Consider the following 20611-nt stretch of genomic DNA (forward strand, 5'->3'; position numbering starts at 1 on the left):
CTCACCACCGCTCACCGCTCATCCGACGTCGAGCCGCAGCAGATCCTCCTCGGTCTCCCGCCGGACGATCACCCGCGCCTCGCCGCCACGGACGGCGACGACGGGCGGGCGCAGGACATGGTTGTAGTTGCTGGCCATCGACCGGCAGTACGCCCCGGTCGCCGGTACGGCGAGAAGGTCGCCCGGAGCCAGGTCCGCCGGCAGGAAGGCGTCCTTCACCACGATGTCACCGCTCTCGCAGTGCTTGCCGACGACGCGGCACAGCATCGGCTCGGCGTCGGAGTCGCGGGAGGCGAGAGCCACGCTGTACTCGGCGTCGTACAGCGCGGTGCGGATGTTGTCCGACATCCCGCCGTCGACGGAGACGTACGTCCGCAGCCCGTCGAGCGGCTTGACGGTGCCGACCTGGTAGAGCGTGAAGGCGGTCGGTCCGACGATGGCGCGCCCCGGCTCCACGGAGATGCGCGGCGTCGCGAGCCGGGCGGCCTCACACTCCCGGGTGACGATCTCGGTCAGCGCCTTCGCGATCTCGTGCGGCTCACGCGGGTCGTCGTCACTGGTGTAGGCGATGCCGAGCCCGCCCCCGAGGTCGATCTCGGGCAGTTCGACGCCGTGCTCGTCCCGGATGTCCTTGAGCAGCCCGACCACCCGGTGCGCGGCGACCTCGAACCCCGACATGTCGAAGATCTGCGACCCGATGTGCGAGTGGATCCCGATGAGCTCCAGCCCTTCGAGCTTCAGGGCCCGCCGTACGGCTTCCGCCGCCTGCCCGCCGGCCAGCGGGATCCCGAACTTCTGGTCCTCGTGGGCGGTGGCGATGAACTCGTGTGTGTGCGCCTCGACGCCCACGGTGATTCGAATCTGCACCCGCTGTCGTGTGCCGAGCTCCTCCGCGATGTGCGCGACCCGGACGATCTCCTGGAACGAGTCGAGCACGATCCGCCCGACCCCGGCCTCGACGGCCCGCCGGATCTCGCCGGTCGACTTGTTGTTGCCGTGGAAGGCGATCCGCTCGGCGGGCATCCCCGCGGAGAGGGCCGTGGCCAGCTCCCCGCCCGAGCAGACGTCGAGATTCAGTCCCTCCTCGTGCAGCCACCGCACGACGGCCCGGGACAGGAACGCCTTGCCGGCGTAGAACACGTCGGCCTCATCGCCGAAGGCGGTACGCCAGGCCCGCGCCCGGGCCCGGAAGTCGTCCTCGTCGAGGAAGTAGGCGGGGGTGCCGAACTCCTCGGCGAGCCGCTTGACGTCGATCCCGCCGACGGTGAGCACGCCGTGCCCGTCGCGCTCGACGGTCTGGGCCCACACCTTGGGGTCGAGGGCGTTGAGATCGGAGGGTGGGGCGGAGTAGTGCCCCTCGGGGAGGACGTCGGCGTGACGGGGCCCGGCGGGATGTGCGGAACGGCTCATGGCTGGTCTTGGACTTCCTAGAGATGGTCGGGTGCGTCGATGCCGAGCAGGGACAGGCCACCGGCCAGCACCGTCCCGGCGGCTTCGGCGAGGGCGAGCCGGGCACGGTGGGCGGCCGAGGGTTTCTCGTCGCCGAGGGGCAGCACGGCGGGCAGCAGCGGCAGCAGGGCATCGGCGACGGTGACGAGATGCCGGGCGAGCCGGTCCGGCGCACGGTGGGTGGCGGCGCCCGCGAGGACGCGGGGGTAGTCGGCGAGGGCCTGGAGCAGCGCCTGAGCGTCCACGGCTCCCGGCTCCGGCCCGAACCCCAGATCGGCGGCGTTACGCACCAGCCCCCGACTCCGGGCGTGGGCGTACCGCACCCGGAACAACGGATTGCTCTCCCGCTGCACCAGATACTGGTCGCCCGTTCGCGGCCGGTCGTGCGGCGCGGGACACAGCAGCGCCCAGCGGGCGGCGTCACGGCCGAGAGGCAGCGGATCGAAGGGCGCGGGCACGGGGCGGACGTCGACCGGGCCCCGGCTGCCGGGGTGGTCGACGCGCACCCCCAGAACGCTCCCCCACTCCCCCTCGACCGGCCCGTCGCAACCGGTCCGGACAGGGGCACCCTGAGCCCGGAGCACACGCGCAAGGACATCGAGGTGGACGACCGCCCGGACCTCGTGCGCCGCGTGCAGCCGTACGACGCCCTGCCCCGCGAGGGAGTCGCCGTACCCGTACCGGGACCCGTGCCGCAGCATCTCGCGCACGAGGTCGCCGGGGGCGGTGCTCTGCAACCGGAAGTTGATGAACCCGGGCCCGGTGACGACCACGTCCCTGATCCCACCGGCACGCGCGAGACGCGCGCGGAGGACCTCGGCGACCCTCCGCGCCGGCTGCCCGGCCGGTCGGGCGAGCTGAAGGGCGACGTTGGTGGCGTAATCCCCGCACCCTCCGGGCCCCGGGGGCCCGACGACGACCCGCTCGGGCACGGCCACGCTCAGCTCCCCCTCGTCGACAGCACGGCGCACCGCGTGCAGCACGGTGCGGGAGAGCTCGACGGGAGTCACGGGACAAGCGTAGGGGAGGAGGGGGGTGGGCATGCGAACGAGTTAGACCGCGATCCCGGCATGTGGACGCTTGTGGACATCCCCGACCTCACGCACCGGCATGCCCCGCGGCCGGCTCGGCGTCCCCTGGCCCACGAACCCGCCCGAGCGGATCCACGAGCAACTCGCGAACGAGCCGGACGAGTTCCTGGGGATCGAACGGCTTGGCGAGAAAAGCATCGACCCCGACATCGAGCCCACCCTCGACCTCGTACTGGGTGCAGGCACTGACGATGACGAGCGGAAGCTCACGCGTACGGGGATCGGAACGCAGCCGGGCGGCGGTCCGCAACCCGTCGAGTCTCGGCATCACGACATCGAGGGTGACAAGGTCGGGCCGCACCTGATGAACGACTTCCAGACACTCGGCACCATCGGCCGCGGTCACGACCTCGATGCCCTCCAGCTCGAGGTTGACCCTGATCAACTGCCGGATGACCTTGTTGTCGTCCACAACAAGAACCCGGCCCGCAGCGCCTGGCACAACTCGAGAGTAGGTCGGGACCGGCCACCGCGTCCGGCGTTTGACCACTTCCACCCCGCACGGGCGACACCCGCCCCCGGACCGACCCGGCCGACCACGAAAAGGGGTTCATGACCACCCCACCAGAACTGGTAGTGTTCTACCCGTCGCCGCGATCACCACGCGACGGACACGCCCCCGTAGCTCAGGGGATAGAGCAACGGCCTCCGGAGCCGTGTGCGCAGGTTCGAATCCTGCCGGGGGCACCTTGCATGAGGTGCCCAAAGACCCCGCCATCAGCGCTTTCGCTGAGAACGGGGTCTTCGCGTATGTGCAGGCGTGTGCCGCCCGGAGCGGCCGTATGTCAGGTGCTGTGGACTATGCGTGGACTGGCCGCAGAGCAGGAATCCGCAGGTCAGCACCGGAAAACGACGAGGCCCCTGGACTGTGGTCCAGGGGCCATCATGCCGCAGGTACACGTGTCGGAGGTATGTCGGGATCAGGTCCCGTCGCCGTGTGCGTCTCCTTGGTCGTCGTCCTCGCCGAGGAGTTCAGCGATCCGACGGTTGGCGACGTCCTGGCGGCCGTCGAGGCACTTGGCGTACCGGCACAGGAGCACTTCGACACTGTTGCCCGCGCGCTCCGCAACCTCGGTGGGATCCACGCCGGCGTTGAGCCACGAGGAGAGCGCGGCGTGCCGCAGGTCGTACGGCCGAGCAGCCAGCGGAGAGGCCACCTGCTCAGGTGTGAGCGCCAGGTGCCGCGCCTCGTCCCAGACACGCCAGTACGTCGTCGAGGCGACCACTCCCCCGCGTTCGTTGGCGAACAGCCGGCCGTCCTCGGCCGTGCCGAACTCTTCGATGTGAGCTCGGAGCATGCGAACGAGGCGGGGCGGAATCGGAACGATGCGGGTCTCGTTCGAGGGCCGGTTCTTGAGCCCGCGGTTGTCGTGCACCTCCCCCGTTCCGGTCCAACGCTTGCCGACCGTAGGACGGCTCTTCTCCAGGATCAACGAGCCCCACCCCGTGTCCGGCAGTGCGCAGTCCGGACGACGCAGGGCCACGGCTTCCGCCGGCCGCAGCCCACCGAAGTACATACAGGCGAAGAGCGCGACGAGTCGGCGCCCACGGGCCCGACGGTAGCCACCGACGTACGAGACAGCCCCAAGGAGCTCGGTCGCCTGCCGAGGGTTCACCACCACTCGGCGGTCCACTTCCTTGGTCACCTTCGGCAGCTTCCATTTCACGAGCGTGACCGGATTCTCCGGGAGCTCCCCCAGCTCGACCGCGTACGCCAGGGCGTTGAAGAGGACGGCCCGCTTACGCCGCACCGTCTCAGCAGCCGCCGGGGCACCGGAAAGGGTGAGCTTGAGCGAGTCGAGGACGCCGCGAATGTCTGCCGGGTTCTTGAGCGTCGCCAGCGGCAGCGAGGCTTTGCCTACCCACCGGAGGGCGTTCGCGATGTCCACCGGCGGGGCGTCCTCGTCCTCGGCCTGGATGACGAAGGCCCAACCGCGGAGGGCCCGCCGCAACACATCGTCTGCCGGACGGCCGGGGCGGTCTCCCAGGAGCTGAGTAGTGACGAGCGTCATCGTCTCGTTCAGGCTGTCGCGGGAGTTCGGGGCCGCGTGCGGCCACTTCATGGCCACATAGGCCCGTGCGAAGTCGTACCAGGTGAGGGACTCCTTGACCGGTGCCAGGGAGTCCGGCAGACCGGTGCCCGTGTCGAATGCCTCCCCCTTCTGTGCGGCCCGGAGCAGCTGCGCGCGGAAGTTGTCAGCGAGTGCCTTGGTCCGGAAGGTCTCGGAGAACGGAGAAGCGTCGCCGACCTTCCACCGCACGTCGTAAGACGGCGTCTTGTAGGGCCGCTTGCGGATGCTCCACACCTTCACGTCGTGCGACTTCACGCCGCCTCCCCGAGTTTGTGAAGCCACGAGGTGAAGTCGCTGCGCCAGAACCGAAGCTCACCGTTCGGAAGCTTGATCGCTTCCGGAGCCTGCCCCAGCTCCCGCCAGCGGTAGAAGGTTCGACGGGAGACCCCGCCCAGCTCGGCGAGAACCTGCGGGACAGTCATCAGTTCGTCTCGGCGGCGGTCCACGCGGAGTCTCCTTCCGTGTCGAGGGCAGGTCGGCGTGAGGCAGCGAGCCAGGTCTCTGCGGCGGTCAGCCCGGTGCCGGCGAAGCGCCAGTGCGAGAGGACAAGGACGGTGTCCGGGTCGGGCAGCGGGTGACCGGCTTCGGCCGCGCGTTCGCGGGTGAGGGCTTCGTTGTGGTCGGCGCGTTCCTGGCGGAGGGCGCCGAGCGTGACGGAGTAGGCGCGGGACTTGGTGGAAAAGTGGCCGCGGAAGCCGAGCATGTGGGCCCACTTGCGCAGACGCAGGTCTTCGAGTTCGGGCAGCGCGCCGAGGTGCCAGCAGGTGAGGATCATGCGCCGGGCGTGGTCGGTGATGCCGGAGCCGATCAGGTCCGTGATGGGGTTGCGGATGGGGCGGTCGAGGGTGCCCGCGGTCTCGGCGCCCTTGGTGGCGTACTTGGCGATGTAGGCGGCCACGGCGCGGCTGGACAGTTCCGAGGTGCCCGCGAAGTCGGCCGAGCGGATGGGGCGGATGTCGAGCTGTTCGCCGAAGCGGAAGGCGTACGGGTGGCCGTCGAGGACAGGGCCGGGGGTCTCGGCGAGGTGGGCCGCCGAGCGGATCACGTCGGTGAGGAGTTCGGTCGTGGCCCAGGCCGGCGGGGTGTCCTCGGCGCCGTCCGGGCCGTCGAACCGAATGACGGCGTGGAAGTGGACGGCGCCGCGTCGCTGGTACTCGGCGACCTTGGCGTAAGAGACCTTGAGGCAGTGGCGCAGTTCCGTGCGGTTGATGCCCGCGCGGGAGGCGAGCTGTTGGCGCAGGTAGGTGGTGAAGCGGCCCCACAGTGTCCCGACGTGTGCGTTCCACAGGACGGCCGCGCGGTAGTCGTAGCGGTCCGGGTCGAGAGGAGTGCCGAGGGCAGGGTCGTCGTCCGGGTGGAGGCGTCCGCAGCGACACCGCCCGCCGCCGGGGCGGTTGTGGACGGGGCCGAAGGACGGGGCGGTGAAGGTGGCGAAGACGCGCGGGTGCCCGGCGACGGACGGACCGATGCCCTTGCCGCCGCTCAGGCCGGCGGTGACCAGGTGAAAGGTGTCCTTGCGGTACACCTCGGCGCAGGTGGCGCACCGGGTGGCGCGGCGGTTGTTGCAGCGGATGAGGAGCTGTCCGGCCGGAAGGTCGCGGTCGGCGATCTCCCGGACGATCTCGCCCGTGGCAGCGTGGACGTCGAGCCGGTGGCCCTCCATCCGTACGGGCCGCTCGCAGCCGCCGAGGCGCTGAATCTGGTGGGCGTAGGCGCTGAGGTCGCCATGCCGGGCGAGGGACGCCAGATGAGGGATGGCTACGGCCGGGGCCGTGGAGTGCATGTGCGGTTTCCTCCTAGCAGAGAAGTCGAGAGGCGGGATGACGACCCTCGCCCGACCTGTCGAGGGGGCTAGACAACGTGGGCAAGCCGAGCGGCCGGAAGGCGGCGAGGTCAGCGGTGGTGGAGGAGGGAGCGGAGGACGACGGCGCACACGGCCACGGACGCGGCTGTGATGGCGACGGCGAGGAGCATGGAGACCAGGACGGCGCCGACGACCAGGACCACGGCGGTGCCGCCGCCGACGAGGGCGAGCGCGGTGCCGGGGGTCAACTGGACGGCCGGGCGGGACGGCGCCGGGGGCACGGGGGCCGACTGCGGGGTCGCGGCAGCCGGAGTGATGGCGGTCGGCTCTACGGCGGCGGGCGGAGGGACCGGGCCGGTCGGCTGAGGCATGGTCGGGATTTTCGGCTGGAACATAGGCGGGTCTCCCTTCGCGGTTACTTGACGGCGGTGTCGATGACGGGGGCCAGCAGGCTGTCGGCGAGGAGGTAGCCGCCGAGGAGCAGTGCGGCGATGAGCCACCAGGGCGGGCGGATGAGCTTGACGCCGAGGACCCCGACGACGAGCAGGGCAAGCCAGAGCGGGACGTCCATGGCGGTGGTCTCCTATCAGGCCGAGCAGCGGTGGATACGGGCGGCGAGTTCGGCGGCGGCGCGGCTGTCGTACTCGGCGGAGAAGTCGCAGCGGGGCGCGGTGCAGGCGGCCAGGTGACGGTGCCGGCCGCGGTTGATGTACGAGGCGACGTTGACCGGGCCGATGCGGCGGACGTTGCGGAAGCGCGGGTTCATGGTGGTGCTCCTCTCTCAGAGGTGGGCGGCGACGGATGCGGTCATGGATGGGGGCAGACCGAGCCGGGCGCGTACGGCGTCGGGATCGGCGGGGCGACCGGTGGTCGAGCGGTGTTCGTCGGCCAGGGCCCGGACGCGGTCGACGAGGGCGGGCGGAAGGGCGATGGCCGGAGCAGGCGTCGGGGTCGAAGCGGCAACCGGTTTGGCGTCAGGCTCGGGAACGGTGAGCGCGTCCCGGTCGGGCACCTCAACGGCGATGGGCGGGGCGGGGCGTGACTCCGGTTCCGTGTCTGTGATCGGCGCGGCCGGCTTCCTTGGCTGTTCCTGAATGTGTGGTGCGTGGGCCAGGAGGGTTCCGCCGAAGAAGGCGACGGCGGGCCAGCCCGCGACCGTGACGCGGAGCCAGGCCGGTACGTCGTCCAGGTCGAGGAGTCCGGCCGTGGCGACATTGGCACCGAGGGACGCGGCCAGGGCGATCAGAAACCACAGCCGCGGGCCACCGGCCGCCTGTCCTGCTCGCTGCGACTGACGCATCCGGCGCCAGGCGGCGACCAGGAGCAGGTCGACGCTCACGGGGTAGGCCCATGCCTTCCAGCCGTCCTGTCCGGCCGCCGCAGCCAAGTCATGCAGGTGAGAGAACGACAGAGCACCGGCAATAACGGCCTGAACGATCACGGCGTCCACGCGAGCCAGGTGAGCACGCATCGACTCGACTCCTTCCGGTTTCGGGCATGGGAGGGGTAGGGACGTGGCGTGAGGCGGTCACGCCGACCGTGGGAGCAGGGAGCGCGTTACTCGGTCACCGGGCGAGCAGCGGTGGCGGCAGCCGACGACGAGGACGGCTTGACCGCCTCGGTGACGACGACGGGCCGGAAGGAGTCGAGCCGGGGCAGTACGGGCGCCAGGGCGGCGGTGTCACGGCAGACGGCTGCCGCGTCGTCGAGGGTGAGGTGTGGCGAGCGGACGCGGGACCAGCCGCCGGAGGAGTCGCCGACGACGGCGATGCCGGGCCGGTCGGCCGGGATCGAGGTCGCGGCCAGGGCCGCTTCGGGGGAGACGTCGGCCAGCGCCATGTTCGCCGAGGACTCGTCGTTGACGCGGTGGCAGACCCGGCCGGTCAGCTGGGCGCGGAGCATCGTCGCGCCCTTGCCGAGTTCGGAGCCGAAGCGCTGGCCGCAGACCTCCAGGTAGATGCCGGCCGCGCGGCCTAGTTGGGCGAGGCGGATGAGCTTGGTGACCATGGCGTCCCGCCGCTTCTCGTCGTCCTTGCTCGCGGCGAGGAAGAGCTCTGCCACTTCGTCGACGACGACCACGACCGGCACCGGCCGTACTGCTTCCGGCAGCCCCCACACGTCCGAGGTGAGCACGGCGTCCGGGCCCGCCACGCCCGAGAGACCGATCAGGCGGAACCGGGCCCCCATCTCCTCCAGCAGGACGTCGAGGAGGTCGTTCGCCCGGTCCGGATGGTCGGCGAGGGCGGACAACCGGGGTGCGAACGGCGCCAGTTCGACGCCCCATTTGCAATCGATGCCGACGAGCACGACCGATTGACGGGCCAGGCCGCACAGCAGGTTGCGCAGGTAGACGGACTTGCCGGACTGCGTGGCCCCGAGGATCAGTTCGTGCGGCACGGTGCGGAAGTCTCGTACGTGCCATGCCCCGTCCTCCCGCAGGGCGAGAGGCAGGCAGAGCGGGCCGTTGGTCTGCCGATGCCGGGCGGGACGGACCTCGGCGAGTACGTCCCAGCCGACCAGGCGCAGTTCGAGGCGTCCCGGCTTGGTGGAGCGGACATGCACAGCGTGAGCGCCCCAGGCATGCCGTAGCCGGTCGGCCGAGGCGGTGAAGTCCTCGGGCGCCTGCCCGGCCGCCAGACGCAGCCGCATCACGAGACCGGATCCAGTCGGCCACGGCAGCGAGTGACGAGGAGGTACGGGAGCCGCCTGCCACCCCACCACCCGGGCCGTGGCCCGGCGGATGGCCGAGGCGGGAACCGTCAGGCCGCACGCATCCATCGTCGCCCGGTACGAGGTGAGCACCCGCAGCGCGACGGCCGGGTACCCGACGAGCCACCAGAACAGGACCGGCAGGCGGCGGCGGAGAACGAGCAGCGCGGCCAGGACCAGCAGGACCGGTAACAGCACGCGGACGATGTCAGCCATGGCCGTCAGCCCTGAGCCGGTGCGGCGGCGCTGACCATGACGGCGTCGGCCCGGTAGGCGATGCCGTGCCGGGCGCGCCCGCCGAACTCGCTTTCCCAGGGCCGGGCCACCAGGCCCGACAGGAAGACCGGTGCGCCCATCACCAGGCCTTCACCGATGCCCTGTTCCGGGATGGTGACCTTGATCATGTCCGAGCCGCCGGCGGCGATGAACACCAGCTCCAGCGTCATGAGCCGCTGATTGGTCACCGGGTCCACGGCGACCTCTCCGGTCTGCCGGTCCCTCACCTTGACCTCGGGCAGCTTGGTGACGAGGAGCGTCGCGTCCGAAGTGTCCACGGGGATGACACGCATATCAGAACCTCACTGGGTTGTGGGCACCGGTCGCCCGGCACCGCGCGAACTGAATACCCCCCTAGACACCGCGAGGGAGGGCGCCCCCGACTGTCTAGGGGGGTTGACGACTACCGTAAACCGACGCACCGTCAACTGTCTAGGGGGGTATACGTGCGTGTCTCGGCGTTCGCCGGACGCTCTACGCCAGCGCCCAGTGAAGGACGGTGGCGTCGTCCCCAGCCTTGCCACGCGGCCAGCGTCGGCCGTCGGGATCACCGGCTTCGGCTTCGCGCACGCGGCGGATCAGCTCATCCGGCCCAGAGGAGTTGAGGACGGTCAGGGTCTGCCGCCAGTCGTCGAGGCCGAAGCGGTCGACGAGTCGCGTTGCGCCGTCGCTCATCAGCGTCACGGATGCCAGTGATTCCAGCGGCACCCTGCCTGTCAGGGCATGGTCGGCGGCCCGCGGGTCGGGGCCCGCGATCCAGAAGCCGCCCGGTCGGTTGCGGAGCCCTGTCAGGGCGTCCCGGTACTCGGCGAGCGCGGCGGAGTGTTCGGGCGAGCCGGTGGGCAACGCGTCGACCGGCCCGCGCAGCCACTTACCCACGTCGTCCAGGCGCCGGTCGGTGACCACGTCCGTGCCCCCGCTCCTGTCGGCAAGGAGGAGCGAGGAGTCACCGAGGACGAGGTACTCCAGGGCTCCCCCACCGGCCCGTGCGGCGATCACCGTGCTGGTGGGACTGGCCCGGTAGGTCAGATCGCACGTGTCCTCGTGCAGGGCCCGGACGAGGCCGATGGAGTCGGCCAGGCAGTCAGCGAGCGACCGGTCCTGCTGCACGGTGATACTGCGCAGCAGCAGGCCGCCCAGCGTCGAGGAGAACCAGGCGACGCCATGCGTGCACCCGGTCTCGGCGCCGCCGACGCCGGCACCGTCGAGGAGGACTGCCGCGCCGGGAGCGGCAGCGGCGAAGTCCTCGTTCTCCCGGTCCGGTTCGGCGGGTAGCGAGGCGAGGGTGATCCTCACGCCGGTGTGTCCTCGTCGTGCCGGTACAGGGGGCAGAGCAGTTCGACGGACTGCGGTTCGCTGGTCTCGGGGTCGTACTCAACGCCCACCAGTGTGGAGAAGCGGCGGTCTCCCACCTGCCCCCAGAGCGTGTTGAGGTCGTTGGCGAGCATCTGCACGACGCCGAGGGAGCCTTGCGTGTGGATGCCAGCGATGGCGAGCAGCGAGCCGGAGCCGTCCGGGCGGGACAGTCGGCCGAGGTATCCGACGTCGTACGGGCGGGCCGGATCACTGTCCTGTCCCGACCGGTGCACGGTGCCGGTGCGGCTGTCCATCACCGTCCAGGGCCCGTCTTCGGCGCGCTCCCAGCGCAATACGGGATCCTGCGCGTACGTCTCCCACATCTCCTGAGACATGCGTGGCCCGCAGACGACGACCAGGCCGTCCCGGTTGAGGTCGATCTCACCGCTCACCGGTACGTGTTCCGAGGTGACGTCGAGCCCGTACGACCGCGCCAGGTCTTCCAGGCGCTTGCCGGAGCTGACATCGTCCACGGCGACGACCGTGCGCCCGCGCTCGTCGTCACGGCGCAGCGGAGTGGCGACCGTGACGGCGCCCCGTCCGAGGAAGGCGCCTTCCGGTGCCGGACCGGTGTGCCGGATCTGATGAATGCGCCCGCGACTCAGGCCGGCTTTCGCCGCAATCTGCGCGTACGACAGCCCTTGCGCGTGGAGGTCCTGCACCACCCGCCGGCGGAGCCGGGCCAGCTCGGTCACCTCTTGCTGCGCGTCAGCCAACCTGGTCGTGACCTCGCGCAGAAGCAGGTACGGATCATCAATCGCCATGATCCGTTGCAGCTCGTCCGACATGACCTCACCTCCTAGCAGTAACCAGGAGTCTAGGGCCCTAGACGGTATGGGCGGGAGACGCCGTCCCGACCGGACACCGATCACGTAGAACCTGGCCCGCCGTCGAGGAACACCCCGGGGGCTCACCCGCCACTGCCCGCGAAGCGGCCACAGGGTGCGGCCGACCAGAGGACGGTCACACGCCCTCCCGCGCGAGATCGGCCCACACCGAGCGGCCCTCCGGCCAGGTCTTCACGCCCCAGTCCTTCGCGCAGGCGGCGATCATCCGCAAGCCGCGGCCGCCTTCTTCCTGGCCAGTCGCATCACACAGTTGCGGTACGCGGTCACCACCCTGGTCGACCACCTCGATGCGCACGAGGTCGTCGCCGAGGCTGAGCACGACGAGGAACCAGCCGCCGACCGAGCCACTCAGCGTGTGCCGCACGGCGTTGGTCGCAAGCTCACTCACGACCAGGACGGCATCGTCGATGGGCCCCTGTTCTTGCAGTAGGGCAGCGATGAAGTGACGTGCATGTGCGACTTCCTCAGGCATCCCGGGGAAGGCACGGCACCACTTGGAGCGCATGGGACTCTCCTCTGCGTCTAGGGGGCTATACAGCCCAGCGGCAGAGTATTCCCATGCGCACCCAACAGGCCAGGCATCATGAGGAATTATTCCTCTAAGGAGTGACGGGGTCTCCCAACTCGCGGAACTCCTTCATCACCAGCAACAGCAGCTCCCGCACCTCATCACCGAAGACGGCGGCCTGCTCGAAGCGGCTGAACGTCTCCTCGTACGACGCGACTTCATCAGCGTCGCCGGACACGCGCTCACTGCTGAAGGCCTCAACCACGACGGCCCGGTGATCGCACAACGTGAACCCGTGGCGCGGCAGGACCGGCACCGGTCGGCGCCAGGGGATGACTCCGAGCCGTACCGTGCTCAGACTCTCGACAGCCAGCAGTCGGTCGAGCTGGGCAAGCATGAGGGCCGGAGTGCCAGGCCAGGTGCGCAACACGGCTTCCGTGAGGACGAACACCGACTCCCGCCCCGGCTCGTACAACACGCTCTGCCGCTCCACACGAGCAGCAACAGCCCTGCCGACTTCCTCAGCCGTTGCGGTCGGCGCGCTCGCGAAAACGTGCCTGGCGTACTCCGCACTCTGGAGCATGGCCGGGAGAACGACACATTGGAACGAGCGCACCAGTTGAGCGGACCGAACCTCTTCATCGACCGTCATGCCGACTGAAGTAGCGCCGTCCGCCAGTTGGTCAGAGTCGGACGCAGCCTCTACCGCGGCCAGGAGCTCCCGGACTTCACCCGCAGTCGACTCGTCGAGGCCGAGGGCATGCGAGAGCCTGTCGAGTACATCGGCACTCGGAACCATGCGCCCGGTCTCGACTTTGGACACGGTCGGCTGTCCCACTCCAGCCCGCTGCGCCAACGTGGCACCTGTAAGGCCGACTTCTGCACGAAGCCCGCGAAGACGTGCCCCGAGCACCTTGGTCCGTTCCCGCCGTTCACTCCCCATGCCCAGGGTTCTACACCACGCGCCAGCAACAGCCAGGCTTGCTAGGCCCTGCCAACCGTCAGCCGGGACCGAACGGTCAAGCATCTACCGGGACCGGACAACGGCAGCAGCCCGAGCATGATTCAAACTATCTCTACTGGTTCAAGGCGGCTCGCTCCGCTCCCCGCGCGCGGCCCGGCCCCCGGCCGGGCCTGCGCTCCTGTCTCCGCCCCGCTCCAGCCCGGCCGGCGCCCGTGCCGCGCTCAGGCGATTGAGCCGAGAATCATGAGGCGGATACTCCCCGGTGAGCAGTCGAGGTCAGAGCGATGCCTCCGGCGGGGGATCGGCCGGCACCGGGATGGAGGGGGCGCCGTTCCCGACCGCGGGCCCGTAGAGGGCGTGTGTGGGGAGCTCCCATCCCGTCCGCCGTCGACCCAGGCAAAGCCGAGCAGACGCGGCCCAGGGGCGTCAAGGTCGTTCGTACAGTGGCGCGCTCCACCTTGACGCCCTTGAACCACGCCCGCTCCACGATGTGTGGGTCGACGGCGGACGGGATGGGAGCTGGGGTGGGGAGTGGTGAGGTATCACCTCACCCAATAAGGCCCCGCCGGGCCGATGCCGTCCATATGCTCACAGGTATGGCGACAGGCGTAAATCCAGATCCCGTTCTGGCTGAGTGCCCCGGCTGCGAGCGAGCCGTCTTGGCTAGGGAGGCCGGAGCCCTCGAAATGCAGTACAAGGAAGGCTCCCCTTGGGCATGGCGTTATGCGCTTGCCCGTTGCCAAGAGTGCTTCGGCCCTCTACTGCTGGCGCAAGATAACCCGTTCGAGCGTCCAGAGAGGGCGTGGCCGAACCCTGATGGACGCGAGCTGAGCAGCAATATCCCGGACCCTCTTCGTCGCGAGCACGGCGAGGCTCGTGCCTGTCTGAAGGCGAAGGCATACACAGCCGTAGCCGTCATGGTGCGCCGGACGTTGGAAGGAGTGTGCGCTGACCAAGGTGTCACGAAGCGGCAACCCTTGGTCGCCTCACTGCGTGAGCTACACCAACAAGGGAAAATTGAAGGGCGGCTTCTTGAATGGGCTGAGGCGTTGCGTGCGCTGGGCAACCAGGGAGCTCACTTCACAGGTGTCCAGGTCAGCCGCGAGGACGCGACTGACGCCCTTGCTCTTGCTGAGGCTCTGCTCGACTACATGTACGTTGTCACGAACCAATACGAGCAGTTCAAAGCCAGACGATCGAAGCCCAATACTTCAGGCGACAATGGGGGTAAGGCAGACTCGTCCCAAGACTCCGCCTGACCATCAACTCACAGAACCGATATCATGTGACACCCTTTTGGCGACGAGATGGTGAATTAGGGGAGAATTGTGGGAATCTCACTGCCGGACCGCAAGCGACTTTGGGGGCGATCGGGCGACACATGCGCTTTTCCGGAATGCAGGAAAAGACTCACTGCCGATCTTCAGGATTACACAGGAGACCCCGATGTACACGAAGGCGTCACTCTCGGCGAGGAAGCGCACATCGTCGCAGAGTCAGACGACGGCCCACGAGCAAATCCCCGAATGCCACAGAAGGAGAGAGACTCGTACGCAAATATGATTTTGCTTTGCGAGGAGCATCATAAGGTAATCGACGCCTCCAATGGGCGCTACTTTTCAGTTAAAGTTCTCCTGGAGATGAAAAGAGAGCATGAGGAGCGAGTAGCCAAGAGCATGGGGGATTCAGCTAAAGAGACAGAAGCAGCAGCAGAACGAGCTGCCGGCTTCGTGAGTGAATGGGAAAGGCGCGTAGAGATCGACGCATGGGACGGATGGACATCCGCCCTCCTAGCCCCTACGCCTGTCATGGAATTCGATCGATTTGGGCGTTTCTTCGACACCAGCCTATGGCTACAAGGGAGGAGTTGGCCCACTTCTCACCTTCCAAAGTTTCGACAGGCTGAGCGCATTTTCACAGAAGTGTGGGCCGATCTAATCCAAACCATTAATGACACTTTTACGCATCACCGAATCATGCGGGATCGATTCTGCCTCCACGAAAAACACAAGGAAATCAGCTGGAACGAGAAACTCTATCGAGAGTACGGAGATGAATTCGACTTCAATGTCGACCTCATTCACGAACTCGTATTTCATCTAACGTCAGCAGGAAATCTGATGTTTCAACGAATCCGACAGGAGATCCAGGTCGGATACCGATTCAGCGAAGGGAATTTGAGGATTACTCGCGGCCCGAACGAGATGTTGCGTTTCGAGCACTTCAGTCCATCTTACAGCAAGGACGAGCAGGCATCGGAAAAACCATACCCTGGCTTGGATAAAATCAAAGAGTTCGTGGCCGACCAGCTAAGCAACGGACGCTAGCTGGGAAGCTCCCCCACCGCGATGGCATCCCACAATGGGCACGGACAGCGCCAGCTTAGCCTCGATCTTTCGTGACGGTCCACCGATTTTGTCGGTGGACCGTCACGAAAGATCGAGGCTAAAGCGGGTGTCGCAGGTTCGAATCCTGCCCGGGGCACTTCGCCTCAACCAGCACGATGATGCGGTTGACCAGCGCAGATGCCAAGCATGAACACCGGGAACCAGTCTCACTGGGTCCCGCTCTTTGTCGTTGTTGCGCACAGGGTGCGATAGACCTGTGATAGAGACGGTCGGCAATCAGCACCGGACGTACGCGCTGCCTGCCTCGCATCGAAGCCCTCCTGAAAACCACGGCGCAACGTGCGAACGGACGGCTAGCCTAGCCACAGTCCAGAACCAAAACCAGAACGAGGGGAATGAAGGCAGATGCGAGCCCGTAGCACATGGCAGCGTCTTTCTCTAGGCACAAAAGCAGCTATCGATCAGGCACTGTATTCAAGTGGAATGCCAGAGGAAACCCTTGCCCTGTACTCACGCTGGTGGCAGCTGGAAACTTACCTGCGCTCTCTGATCTACGTGGAACTTCGCTCCTTTCACGGTGTCGATTGGGCGAATCACATCGGACAGAGCGCGACAACCAGGCAACAGAGAGACGAATCTCTTAAGTACATGGCCACTGCGGACTGGGAAGATCCACTGAGCTATCTGGATGTCGGTAGGCTCTTTCCACTGGTTGAGGCCAACTGGCATCTAGTGGAACCCTCACTAATGAACAAGGACGCTCTCATGGCGCGTACTTCAGAGCTTCTCGCGGTACGCCACCGTCTCGGTCATCTACGTCGCCCACACAGTGACGACCTCAACCGCCTCGAGCAGACGTTACGCGACCTAGAAAAAGGAGCATTCACCGCTTACGCTGCATATAACCGGGACTTTCAACCATCTTCTACCAGCGCTGATCCTGTTGTAGCCGCATGGATCCGTGAAGAGCACCAAACGGCTCGGAGACTAATTCGGCACGCCGATCGTCAGTATGATGTCGTGTTCCGCCTTTCGTATACGGTTCGCCCGTATGCCACCGCGCCCACCGGAAGTGACCCGATCAGTGGGTGCACTGGCCTCCTTTGGAAGGCGACTTTCCACCTACGCGGCCAGGAGGTTCGCCCCTCTGCGCTGTGGCGGGACAGCTACCTAGACCGCAATGCAAGACAGCTTCTCGTCCATATGCTCCTCGATGGTGGCTCGGTGGCCTTTACGTTCCCTGCCGTCGACGACAGCAAGCGAGTGGCGGACGCGATAGGGGAAGCGTTTGACGCTGTACTCCTGAGCGTTCGTCGCAGACGCGAGAAGAATGAGCGCGAGCTCATCGAGTCGCCGATGCGCAGCATTCACCTCGACCCGCGTATTGAGATGAATTCAGGATGGACCGTCGTCGATGACACGACAGTGCCTATCTCCATATTCGGGGCTTGATTTTGGGGCGCCTACTTCAGGGCGCCCCACCACCAGATCGTCGGCAAGTCAGGGAGTTCAGTCGAGTTCCTTCTCGATCTTCTGGTTGATCAACTCTTTCTGACCTTGGAGGCATTCCTCGTAGACACGATGAATCCTCGGGCGAATTACCGACCCGACGGGCGAACTCGGCCACCGGCACACCGGCGTTCAGCCACGTCGTGATGCTTGTGTGCCGCAAGTCGTACGGCCCACCTCCAAGGATGGACGTCTGAACGTCCGGCGAGAGCGCGAACTCCCAGGCGTCCCGCCACACGCGCCAATAAATGCTACTGCCCACGAGACCGTCCCGCTCGTTCGTGAAGAGCCGCCTACCCTTGGCCTCCCTCGACTTCGGGCCGCGATTGTCGTGACTTTCTCCGATGTCTGTCCACTGCTTGCCCGATACGGGGTGTGTGTCGTGAAGCGTTCAGAACGCCCCACCCTTTTCCCGGAAGGAAGCAAACAGCATTCCTGAGGCCCACAGCCTCACTCGAGCGGAGCCCTTCGAAGTACATGACAGCTCTGACGCAGTTGCTAGCTCGAGGTGCTGCGAACACGGGCTGCGCATCCCTGCCAGCCCACTGAGAGACGCCGTAAGTCAACAACGTGGCTGAGACCATTGGGGGTGCAGCGAGACATACGCGCGCCTGGTCGGTCGGCGCGCCGGCCGTCGTGGCTGGCTGTCGTCGGCTGAGGTTCGTGCCACAACCGTGCCAGATGCAGGGGTCAGGCACGGTCAACACCGGTGCTCCGCGGTCGAGTAGCCGCTCGCTTCCTTGGCCAGCGAAGCTGCAGCTCAGGCCACAGATCCCCCAGCCTCTCTCCTAAAGAGGTGCCTGCGCCACGGCCGGCCCATGTATAGAGCAAAATCGCTTCATGGATCCCACTATCAAAGGCGCGATCATCGGCGCTTGCGCGACCGCCGTCGGTGCCGTTATTGCTTGGCTGGGCGCTCGTGCTCAAGCGAAGGCGGCTCTGAAGGCGGTGCAGGTCCAGGTCAGAGCCCAGCGATTGGACGGGCTTTGGCAGATGCGCCGCGCTGCATATGCCGACTTTCTGGACACCATCGAAGTCATACGTACCCAAATTGGTCTCACCTTGGGGCATGCCAATCACCAGGGCGGGGGGTCCAGTGCTGCCGAGCTCCTCGAAGCCCGTGAGCGCTTGTTGGGCTCTACATCGGACATGTACCACAAGTGCACGCTTCTCAGCCTATCTGTCACCGCTGCTGAGGCTGCCAGCGCACGCCGCTTCACCAACACGGTTGATGGCGTGATCAGGGACGTGGATGCCTGGATTGCTGCCGCAGGTAGTGGTAGCCCGGAGCAGGCAGAACTCAGTCAGAGACTAGACCGCGGACTGCTTGGCCTCCGCGACACGATCGATCGTTTCATCGAAGAGGGACGCAGCTACCTTCAAACAGTTCACGACCTGACAGCCGGTACGGAAGTGGGCCGCCGAACAGGATCCAACACCAGCCGCTGACCACCGCCAAACTTTGTGGAGCCTCCCGCCTGAGCCGGTGGACGGCTCCACGATTTCCGCTCAGAGCAAGGCACTTCAAAGCGCCGGGGCGCATGCTGGGTGAGTGTCTAACTGCGTGACAACGTCGACGAACACCGGCGGACGAGCGCGGACGTCTGCGGACCGTTCGGGCAGGTGAGGAGCACACCAGCCCAAGGCAGCGCCCCCACACAAGTTGCTTCGGGACGAAGAAGTCACGACCCAACGCCTACAGTAACTGGCACACGTCCGCCGTCGCGGCTTGTTCCGGGAGACGTCGGCAAGCAGCGTGGCTGAGGCCAGTGGGGGTGCAGCGAGGCACACGCGTGCCTGATCGGCCAGCGCCCCCGCCGTCGTGGCTGGCTGTCGTCGGCCGAGGGCGACGGCGTGGCTGGCTAGGACCGCCCGGAATGGAAGCCGAACTCAGGTCGCGGTCTCTACAGTGCACTCCTCGATCCATCGCGCGACGACAGAGAAGGTCGCCATGTACTCCAGCGCCTCCTGCTGGCCCCAGGTGAGCTGCTCTTCGTGTGCCGCCAGATTCCGGATGCCGAGGAACGCCCCGGCGGACAGGTACTTGGCCCCGTCTTGCCGGGCTCTCCATGTGGGGGTGTCACGGTCGCCATCGAACCTAAGCCGCGGCTTGCCCTCGGTGGGCGGCTTGGGGTCGAAGCTCTGCATACACAGGTCCACCTCGCCGATGTCGTGACGACCGAGTTTCAGTTGTAGGCGACGATTCACCACGCGGGCAGCGGCGAGGACGGCATCCTGATGGGCCTCAGCGGCCCAGAGAGGTGCGGCCGGCTCCCACACCCAAAGGTGCAGGGCATCCGCCCCAATGGCAGGCGATTTGGGGCGTAGGAACGCGTCAACATCATCCGCGTGCCTGGCGTGCCCCAACGCCTCGGTGACGGCGAGCCGCACGAGCTGCCAGTACGCGAGACCTTCGGAGTTGTACTGGTTTAGCTCGGAAAGTGCGTGCTGGTCGTATACCTCAACGATCTTGCGAGCCCGCACGAGTTCGATCACGAGATCTTGAGGCCAGTCCGGCCAGGGCATGTCGCCAGTCTGGTCAGCATTGACTGCTTCCATCTTCGAGACATGGACGTTCACGTCCTCCAGGAAGTTCCCCAGCGTCTCGACAGCGTAGGCGTGATCCATGCTTGGACCCTAGGGCGAACGGCGCAGGCTGGTCAGTGGTTTCGCGTAGTAAGTGGTGTGTCTCAGCAAGAGGCCCTGGAGCACCATGGGGAGGGTGGATGATGGCCCTTCAGCGTTCACAGACAAGGGGGCAGCGATGAGACACGACTTCGATGTCATGGTGGAGTTCCTTAAGGCCCGTCTTCGTGAGGACGAGAATGCGGCCAAAGCACTGAAGCCGAGCAAGAACGAGGACGTGGCCCGGTTGCGGGACCGGATCCTTGCCGACGTCGAGGTGAAGCGCAGGCTCATGGACTGGGTGTTCGCGCCTCAGCGGGAGCTGGGGGAGTGGGAACACTCTTTCGCAGGTGGCCTGGTCATCAAACAGTGGATGCGGTTCCGCCAGCCGGTGATCGAGCAACTCGTAGCGGCCTACGCCGATCACCCCGACTTCCACCCTGAGTGGAGGCTAATCGAGGTCGAGCCGGTTGAGGACGAGAGGCGCACCCGCGTATCGCAGTGATACGCAGGATGAGGCCTATGCGTGGACGAATGAGCCGCATGGCCATCCTCCCGGCCTTGTGAGCTGCTGAAATGTGTGAGACGCAAGAGGCCTCCGGAGCCGTGTGCGCAGGTTCGAATCCTGCCGGGGGCACAAGAGCCGGACCAGCACGATCAACTCGCTGACCTGCAAATGTGCCAGGCATCGAGAGTCGGACCCAGTCCCACTGGGTCCGGCTCTTTGTCGTTGTGTGGCACTGATCGCGAGTGAGCGGCGACTAGGACTCAAGCAGGAGCCAGGAAGCGAAACATGGCCTGCACGTCAGCTTCAGCCTCGAGATCATCCAGCTGCCGCCAAGCAGCATGAGCGGGGTCATGCAATGCACTGGCTGCCGCAAGCTTCCTGCGATCCCCCTTCTGCAGCTGACCCCTCATCGCGATCGGGTCACCAGGGAGCGAGAGCAGGAACGCCAAGTGAAGCTTCCCCTTGATCATGGACACCTGGAGACTGGGATCTTGAGGTTCCAGAGGAAGTAGCACCAGGTGGGAAGTAAGTACACGAAGCGGTA

The 20611-nt window shown here is 66.7% G+C and carries 23 protein-coding genes and 1 tRNA gene; 6 read left to right on the forward strand and 18 right to left on the reverse strand.

Annotation, left to right across the window (positions count from 1 at the left end):
- Window positions 1-18: 18 nt before the first annotated feature.
- The 3 genes from lysA to ACZ5C2_RS30105 form a co-directional block, all read right to left on the reverse strand.
- The gene (gene lysA / locus ACZ5C2_RS30095) at window positions 19-1410 is read right to left on the reverse strand and encodes a diaminopimelate decarboxylase (RefSeq protein ID WP_468798371.1); all 1392 of its coding nucleotides are present in this window, start codon (window positions 1408-1410) and stop codon (window positions 19-21) included.
- A 17-nt stretch (window positions 1411-1427) separates the two neighbouring features.
- Window positions 1428-2459 (reverse strand): ArgS-related anticodon-binding protein NrtL, encoded by a 1032-nt coding sequence (gene nrtL / locus ACZ5C2_RS30100; protein ID WP_468798374.1) that lies wholly within the window; start codon window positions 2457-2459, stop codon window positions 1428-1430.
- A gap of 88 nt (window positions 2460-2547) precedes the next feature.
- On the reverse strand, window positions 2548-3036 hold the full coding sequence (locus tag ACZ5C2_RS30105; protein WP_468798377.1) for a response regulator: 489 nt from the start codon (window positions 3034-3036) through the stop codon (window positions 2548-2550).
- Window positions 3037-3155: 119 nt separating this feature from the next.
- On the opposite strand from ACZ5C2_RS30105, the gene ACZ5C2_RS30110 reads away from it, so the two are divergent.
- A tRNA-Arg gene (locus ACZ5C2_RS30110) sits at window positions 3156-3227 on the forward strand.
- A gap of 233 nt (window positions 3228-3460) precedes the next feature.
- On the opposite strand, the gene ACZ5C2_RS30115 is transcribed toward ACZ5C2_RS30110, so the two are convergent.
- From ACZ5C2_RS30115 to ACZ5C2_RS30175, 13 genes are all read right to left on the reverse strand, one after another.
- Entirely contained in the window at window positions 3461-4867 is a 1407-nt protein-coding gene (locus ACZ5C2_RS30115) for a tyrosine-type recombinase/integrase (protein WP_468798380.1), read from the reverse strand.
- Entirely contained in the window at window positions 4864-5034 is a 171-nt protein-coding gene (locus tag ACZ5C2_RS30120; protein ID WP_468798447.1) for a helix-turn-helix transcriptional regulator, read from the reverse strand. The genes ACZ5C2_RS30115 and ACZ5C2_RS30120 overlap by 4 nt, the downstream gene beginning before the upstream one ends.
- Window positions 5034-6395 carry a replication initiator gene (locus ACZ5C2_RS30125; RefSeq protein ID WP_468798383.1) on the reverse strand — a complete coding sequence of 454 codons (1362 nt, stop codon included), beginning with the start codon at window positions 6393-6395 and terminating at the stop codon, window positions 5034-5036. The genes ACZ5C2_RS30120 and ACZ5C2_RS30125 overlap by 1 nt, the downstream gene beginning before the upstream one ends.
- A 110-nt stretch (window positions 6396-6505) precedes the next feature.
- Window positions 6506-6811 (reverse strand): SpdD-like protein, encoded by a 306-nt coding sequence (locus ACZ5C2_RS30130; protein ID WP_468798386.1) that lies wholly within the window; start codon window positions 6809-6811, stop codon window positions 6506-6508.
- A gap of 20 nt (window positions 6812-6831) precedes the next feature.
- Entirely contained in the window at window positions 6832-6987 is a 156-nt protein-coding gene (locus ACZ5C2_RS30135; RefSeq protein ID WP_389496589.1) for a hypothetical protein, read from the reverse strand.
- Window positions 6988-7002: 15 nt separating this feature from the next.
- The gene (locus ACZ5C2_RS30140; RefSeq protein ID WP_407110771.1) at window positions 7003-7182 is read right to left on the reverse strand and encodes a mobile element transfer protein; all 180 of its coding nucleotides are present in this window, start codon (window positions 7180-7182) and stop codon (window positions 7003-7005) included.
- Window positions 7183-7197: 15 nt separating this feature from the next.
- Window positions 7198-7887, reverse strand: coding sequence for a DUF2637 domain-containing protein (locus ACZ5C2_RS30145; RefSeq protein WP_468798390.1), 690 nt, complete (start codon window positions 7885-7887; stop codon window positions 7198-7200).
- 86 nt (window positions 7888-7973) lie between these two features.
- On the reverse strand, window positions 7974-9341 hold the full coding sequence (locus tag ACZ5C2_RS30150) for an FtsK/SpoIIIE domain-containing protein (protein WP_468798393.1): 1368 nt from the start codon (window positions 9339-9341) through the stop codon (window positions 7974-7976).
- A 5-nt stretch (window positions 9342-9346) separates the two neighbouring features.
- The gene (locus tag ACZ5C2_RS30155) at window positions 9347-9694 is read right to left on the reverse strand and encodes an SCO3933 family regulatory protein (protein WP_468798396.1); all 348 of its coding nucleotides are present in this window, start codon (window positions 9692-9694) and stop codon (window positions 9347-9349) included.
- 181 nt (window positions 9695-9875) lie between these two features.
- Window positions 9876-10697 (reverse strand): integrase, encoded by an 822-nt coding sequence (locus ACZ5C2_RS30160; RefSeq protein WP_468798399.1) that lies wholly within the window; start codon window positions 10695-10697, stop codon window positions 9876-9878.
- Window positions 10694-11545: a sigma factor-like helix-turn-helix DNA-binding protein gene (locus ACZ5C2_RS30165; RefSeq protein WP_468798402.1), complete on the reverse strand. Its 852-nt coding sequence runs from the start codon at window positions 11543-11545 to the stop codon at window positions 10694-10696. The genes ACZ5C2_RS30160 and ACZ5C2_RS30165 overlap by 4 nt, the downstream gene beginning before the upstream one ends.
- A 175-nt stretch (window positions 11546-11720) precedes the next feature.
- A complete protein-coding gene (locus ACZ5C2_RS30170) occupies window positions 11721-12110 on the reverse strand; it encodes an ATP-binding protein (RefSeq protein WP_468798405.1) in 390 nt (129 codons plus the stop codon).
- 94 nt (window positions 12111-12204) lie between these two features.
- Window positions 12205-13056 (reverse strand): helix-turn-helix domain-containing protein, encoded by an 852-nt coding sequence (locus ACZ5C2_RS30175; RefSeq protein ID WP_468798408.1) that lies wholly within the window; start codon window positions 13054-13056, stop codon window positions 12205-12207.
- Window positions 13057-13763: 707 nt separating this feature from the next.
- On the opposite strand from ACZ5C2_RS30175, the gene ACZ5C2_RS30180 reads away from it, so the two are divergent.
- The 4 genes from ACZ5C2_RS30180 to ACZ5C2_RS30195 all read left to right on the forward strand — a co-directional run bounded on the left by ACZ5C2_RS30180 (window position 13764) and on the right by ACZ5C2_RS30195 (window position 18383).
- Window positions 13764-14336 carry a DUF4145 domain-containing protein gene (locus ACZ5C2_RS30180; protein WP_468798411.1) on the forward strand — a complete coding sequence of 191 codons (573 nt, stop codon included), beginning with the start codon at window positions 13764-13766 and terminating at the stop codon, window positions 14334-14336.
- Between the two features lie 69 nt (window positions 14337-14405).
- Window positions 14406-15404, forward strand: a complete 999-nt coding sequence (locus ACZ5C2_RS30185; protein WP_468798414.1) for an HNH endonuclease — start codon at window positions 14406-14408, stop codon at window positions 15402-15404.
- A 504-nt stretch (window positions 15405-15908) separates the two neighbouring features.
- Window positions 15909-16877 carry a hypothetical protein gene (locus ACZ5C2_RS30190; RefSeq protein ID WP_468798417.1) on the forward strand — a complete coding sequence of 323 codons (969 nt, stop codon included), beginning with the start codon at window positions 15909-15911 and terminating at the stop codon, window positions 16875-16877.
- 897 nt (window positions 16878-17774) lie between these two features.
- Window positions 17775-18383 (forward strand): hypothetical protein, encoded by a 609-nt coding sequence (locus ACZ5C2_RS30195; protein WP_468798420.1) that lies wholly within the window; start codon window positions 17775-17777, stop codon window positions 18381-18383.
- 441 nt (window positions 18384-18824) lie between these two features.
- Here the strand turns inward: ACZ5C2_RS30195 and ACZ5C2_RS30200 are convergent, their stop codons facing one another.
- Window positions 18825-19562 carry a TIGR02391 family protein gene (locus tag ACZ5C2_RS30200; RefSeq protein WP_468798423.1) on the reverse strand — a complete coding sequence of 246 codons (738 nt, stop codon included), beginning with the start codon at window positions 19560-19562 and terminating at the stop codon, window positions 18825-18827.
- Between the two features lie 136 nt (window positions 19563-19698).
- Between ACZ5C2_RS30200 and ACZ5C2_RS30205 the strand changes: the two genes are divergently transcribed.
- On the forward strand, window positions 19699-20064 hold the full coding sequence (locus ACZ5C2_RS30205; RefSeq protein WP_468798426.1) for a DUF6221 family protein: 366 nt from the start codon (window positions 19699-19701) through the stop codon (window positions 20062-20064).
- A gap of 263 nt (window positions 20065-20327) precedes the next feature.
- Here the strand turns inward: ACZ5C2_RS30205 and ACZ5C2_RS30210 are convergent.
- Window positions 20328-20611 (reverse strand): hypothetical protein (locus tag ACZ5C2_RS30210; protein WP_468798429.1); only part of this gene is annotated, 284 nt, incomplete at its 5' end.

It is taken from the genome of Streptomyces sp. NPDC031365 (assembly GCF_055569765.1).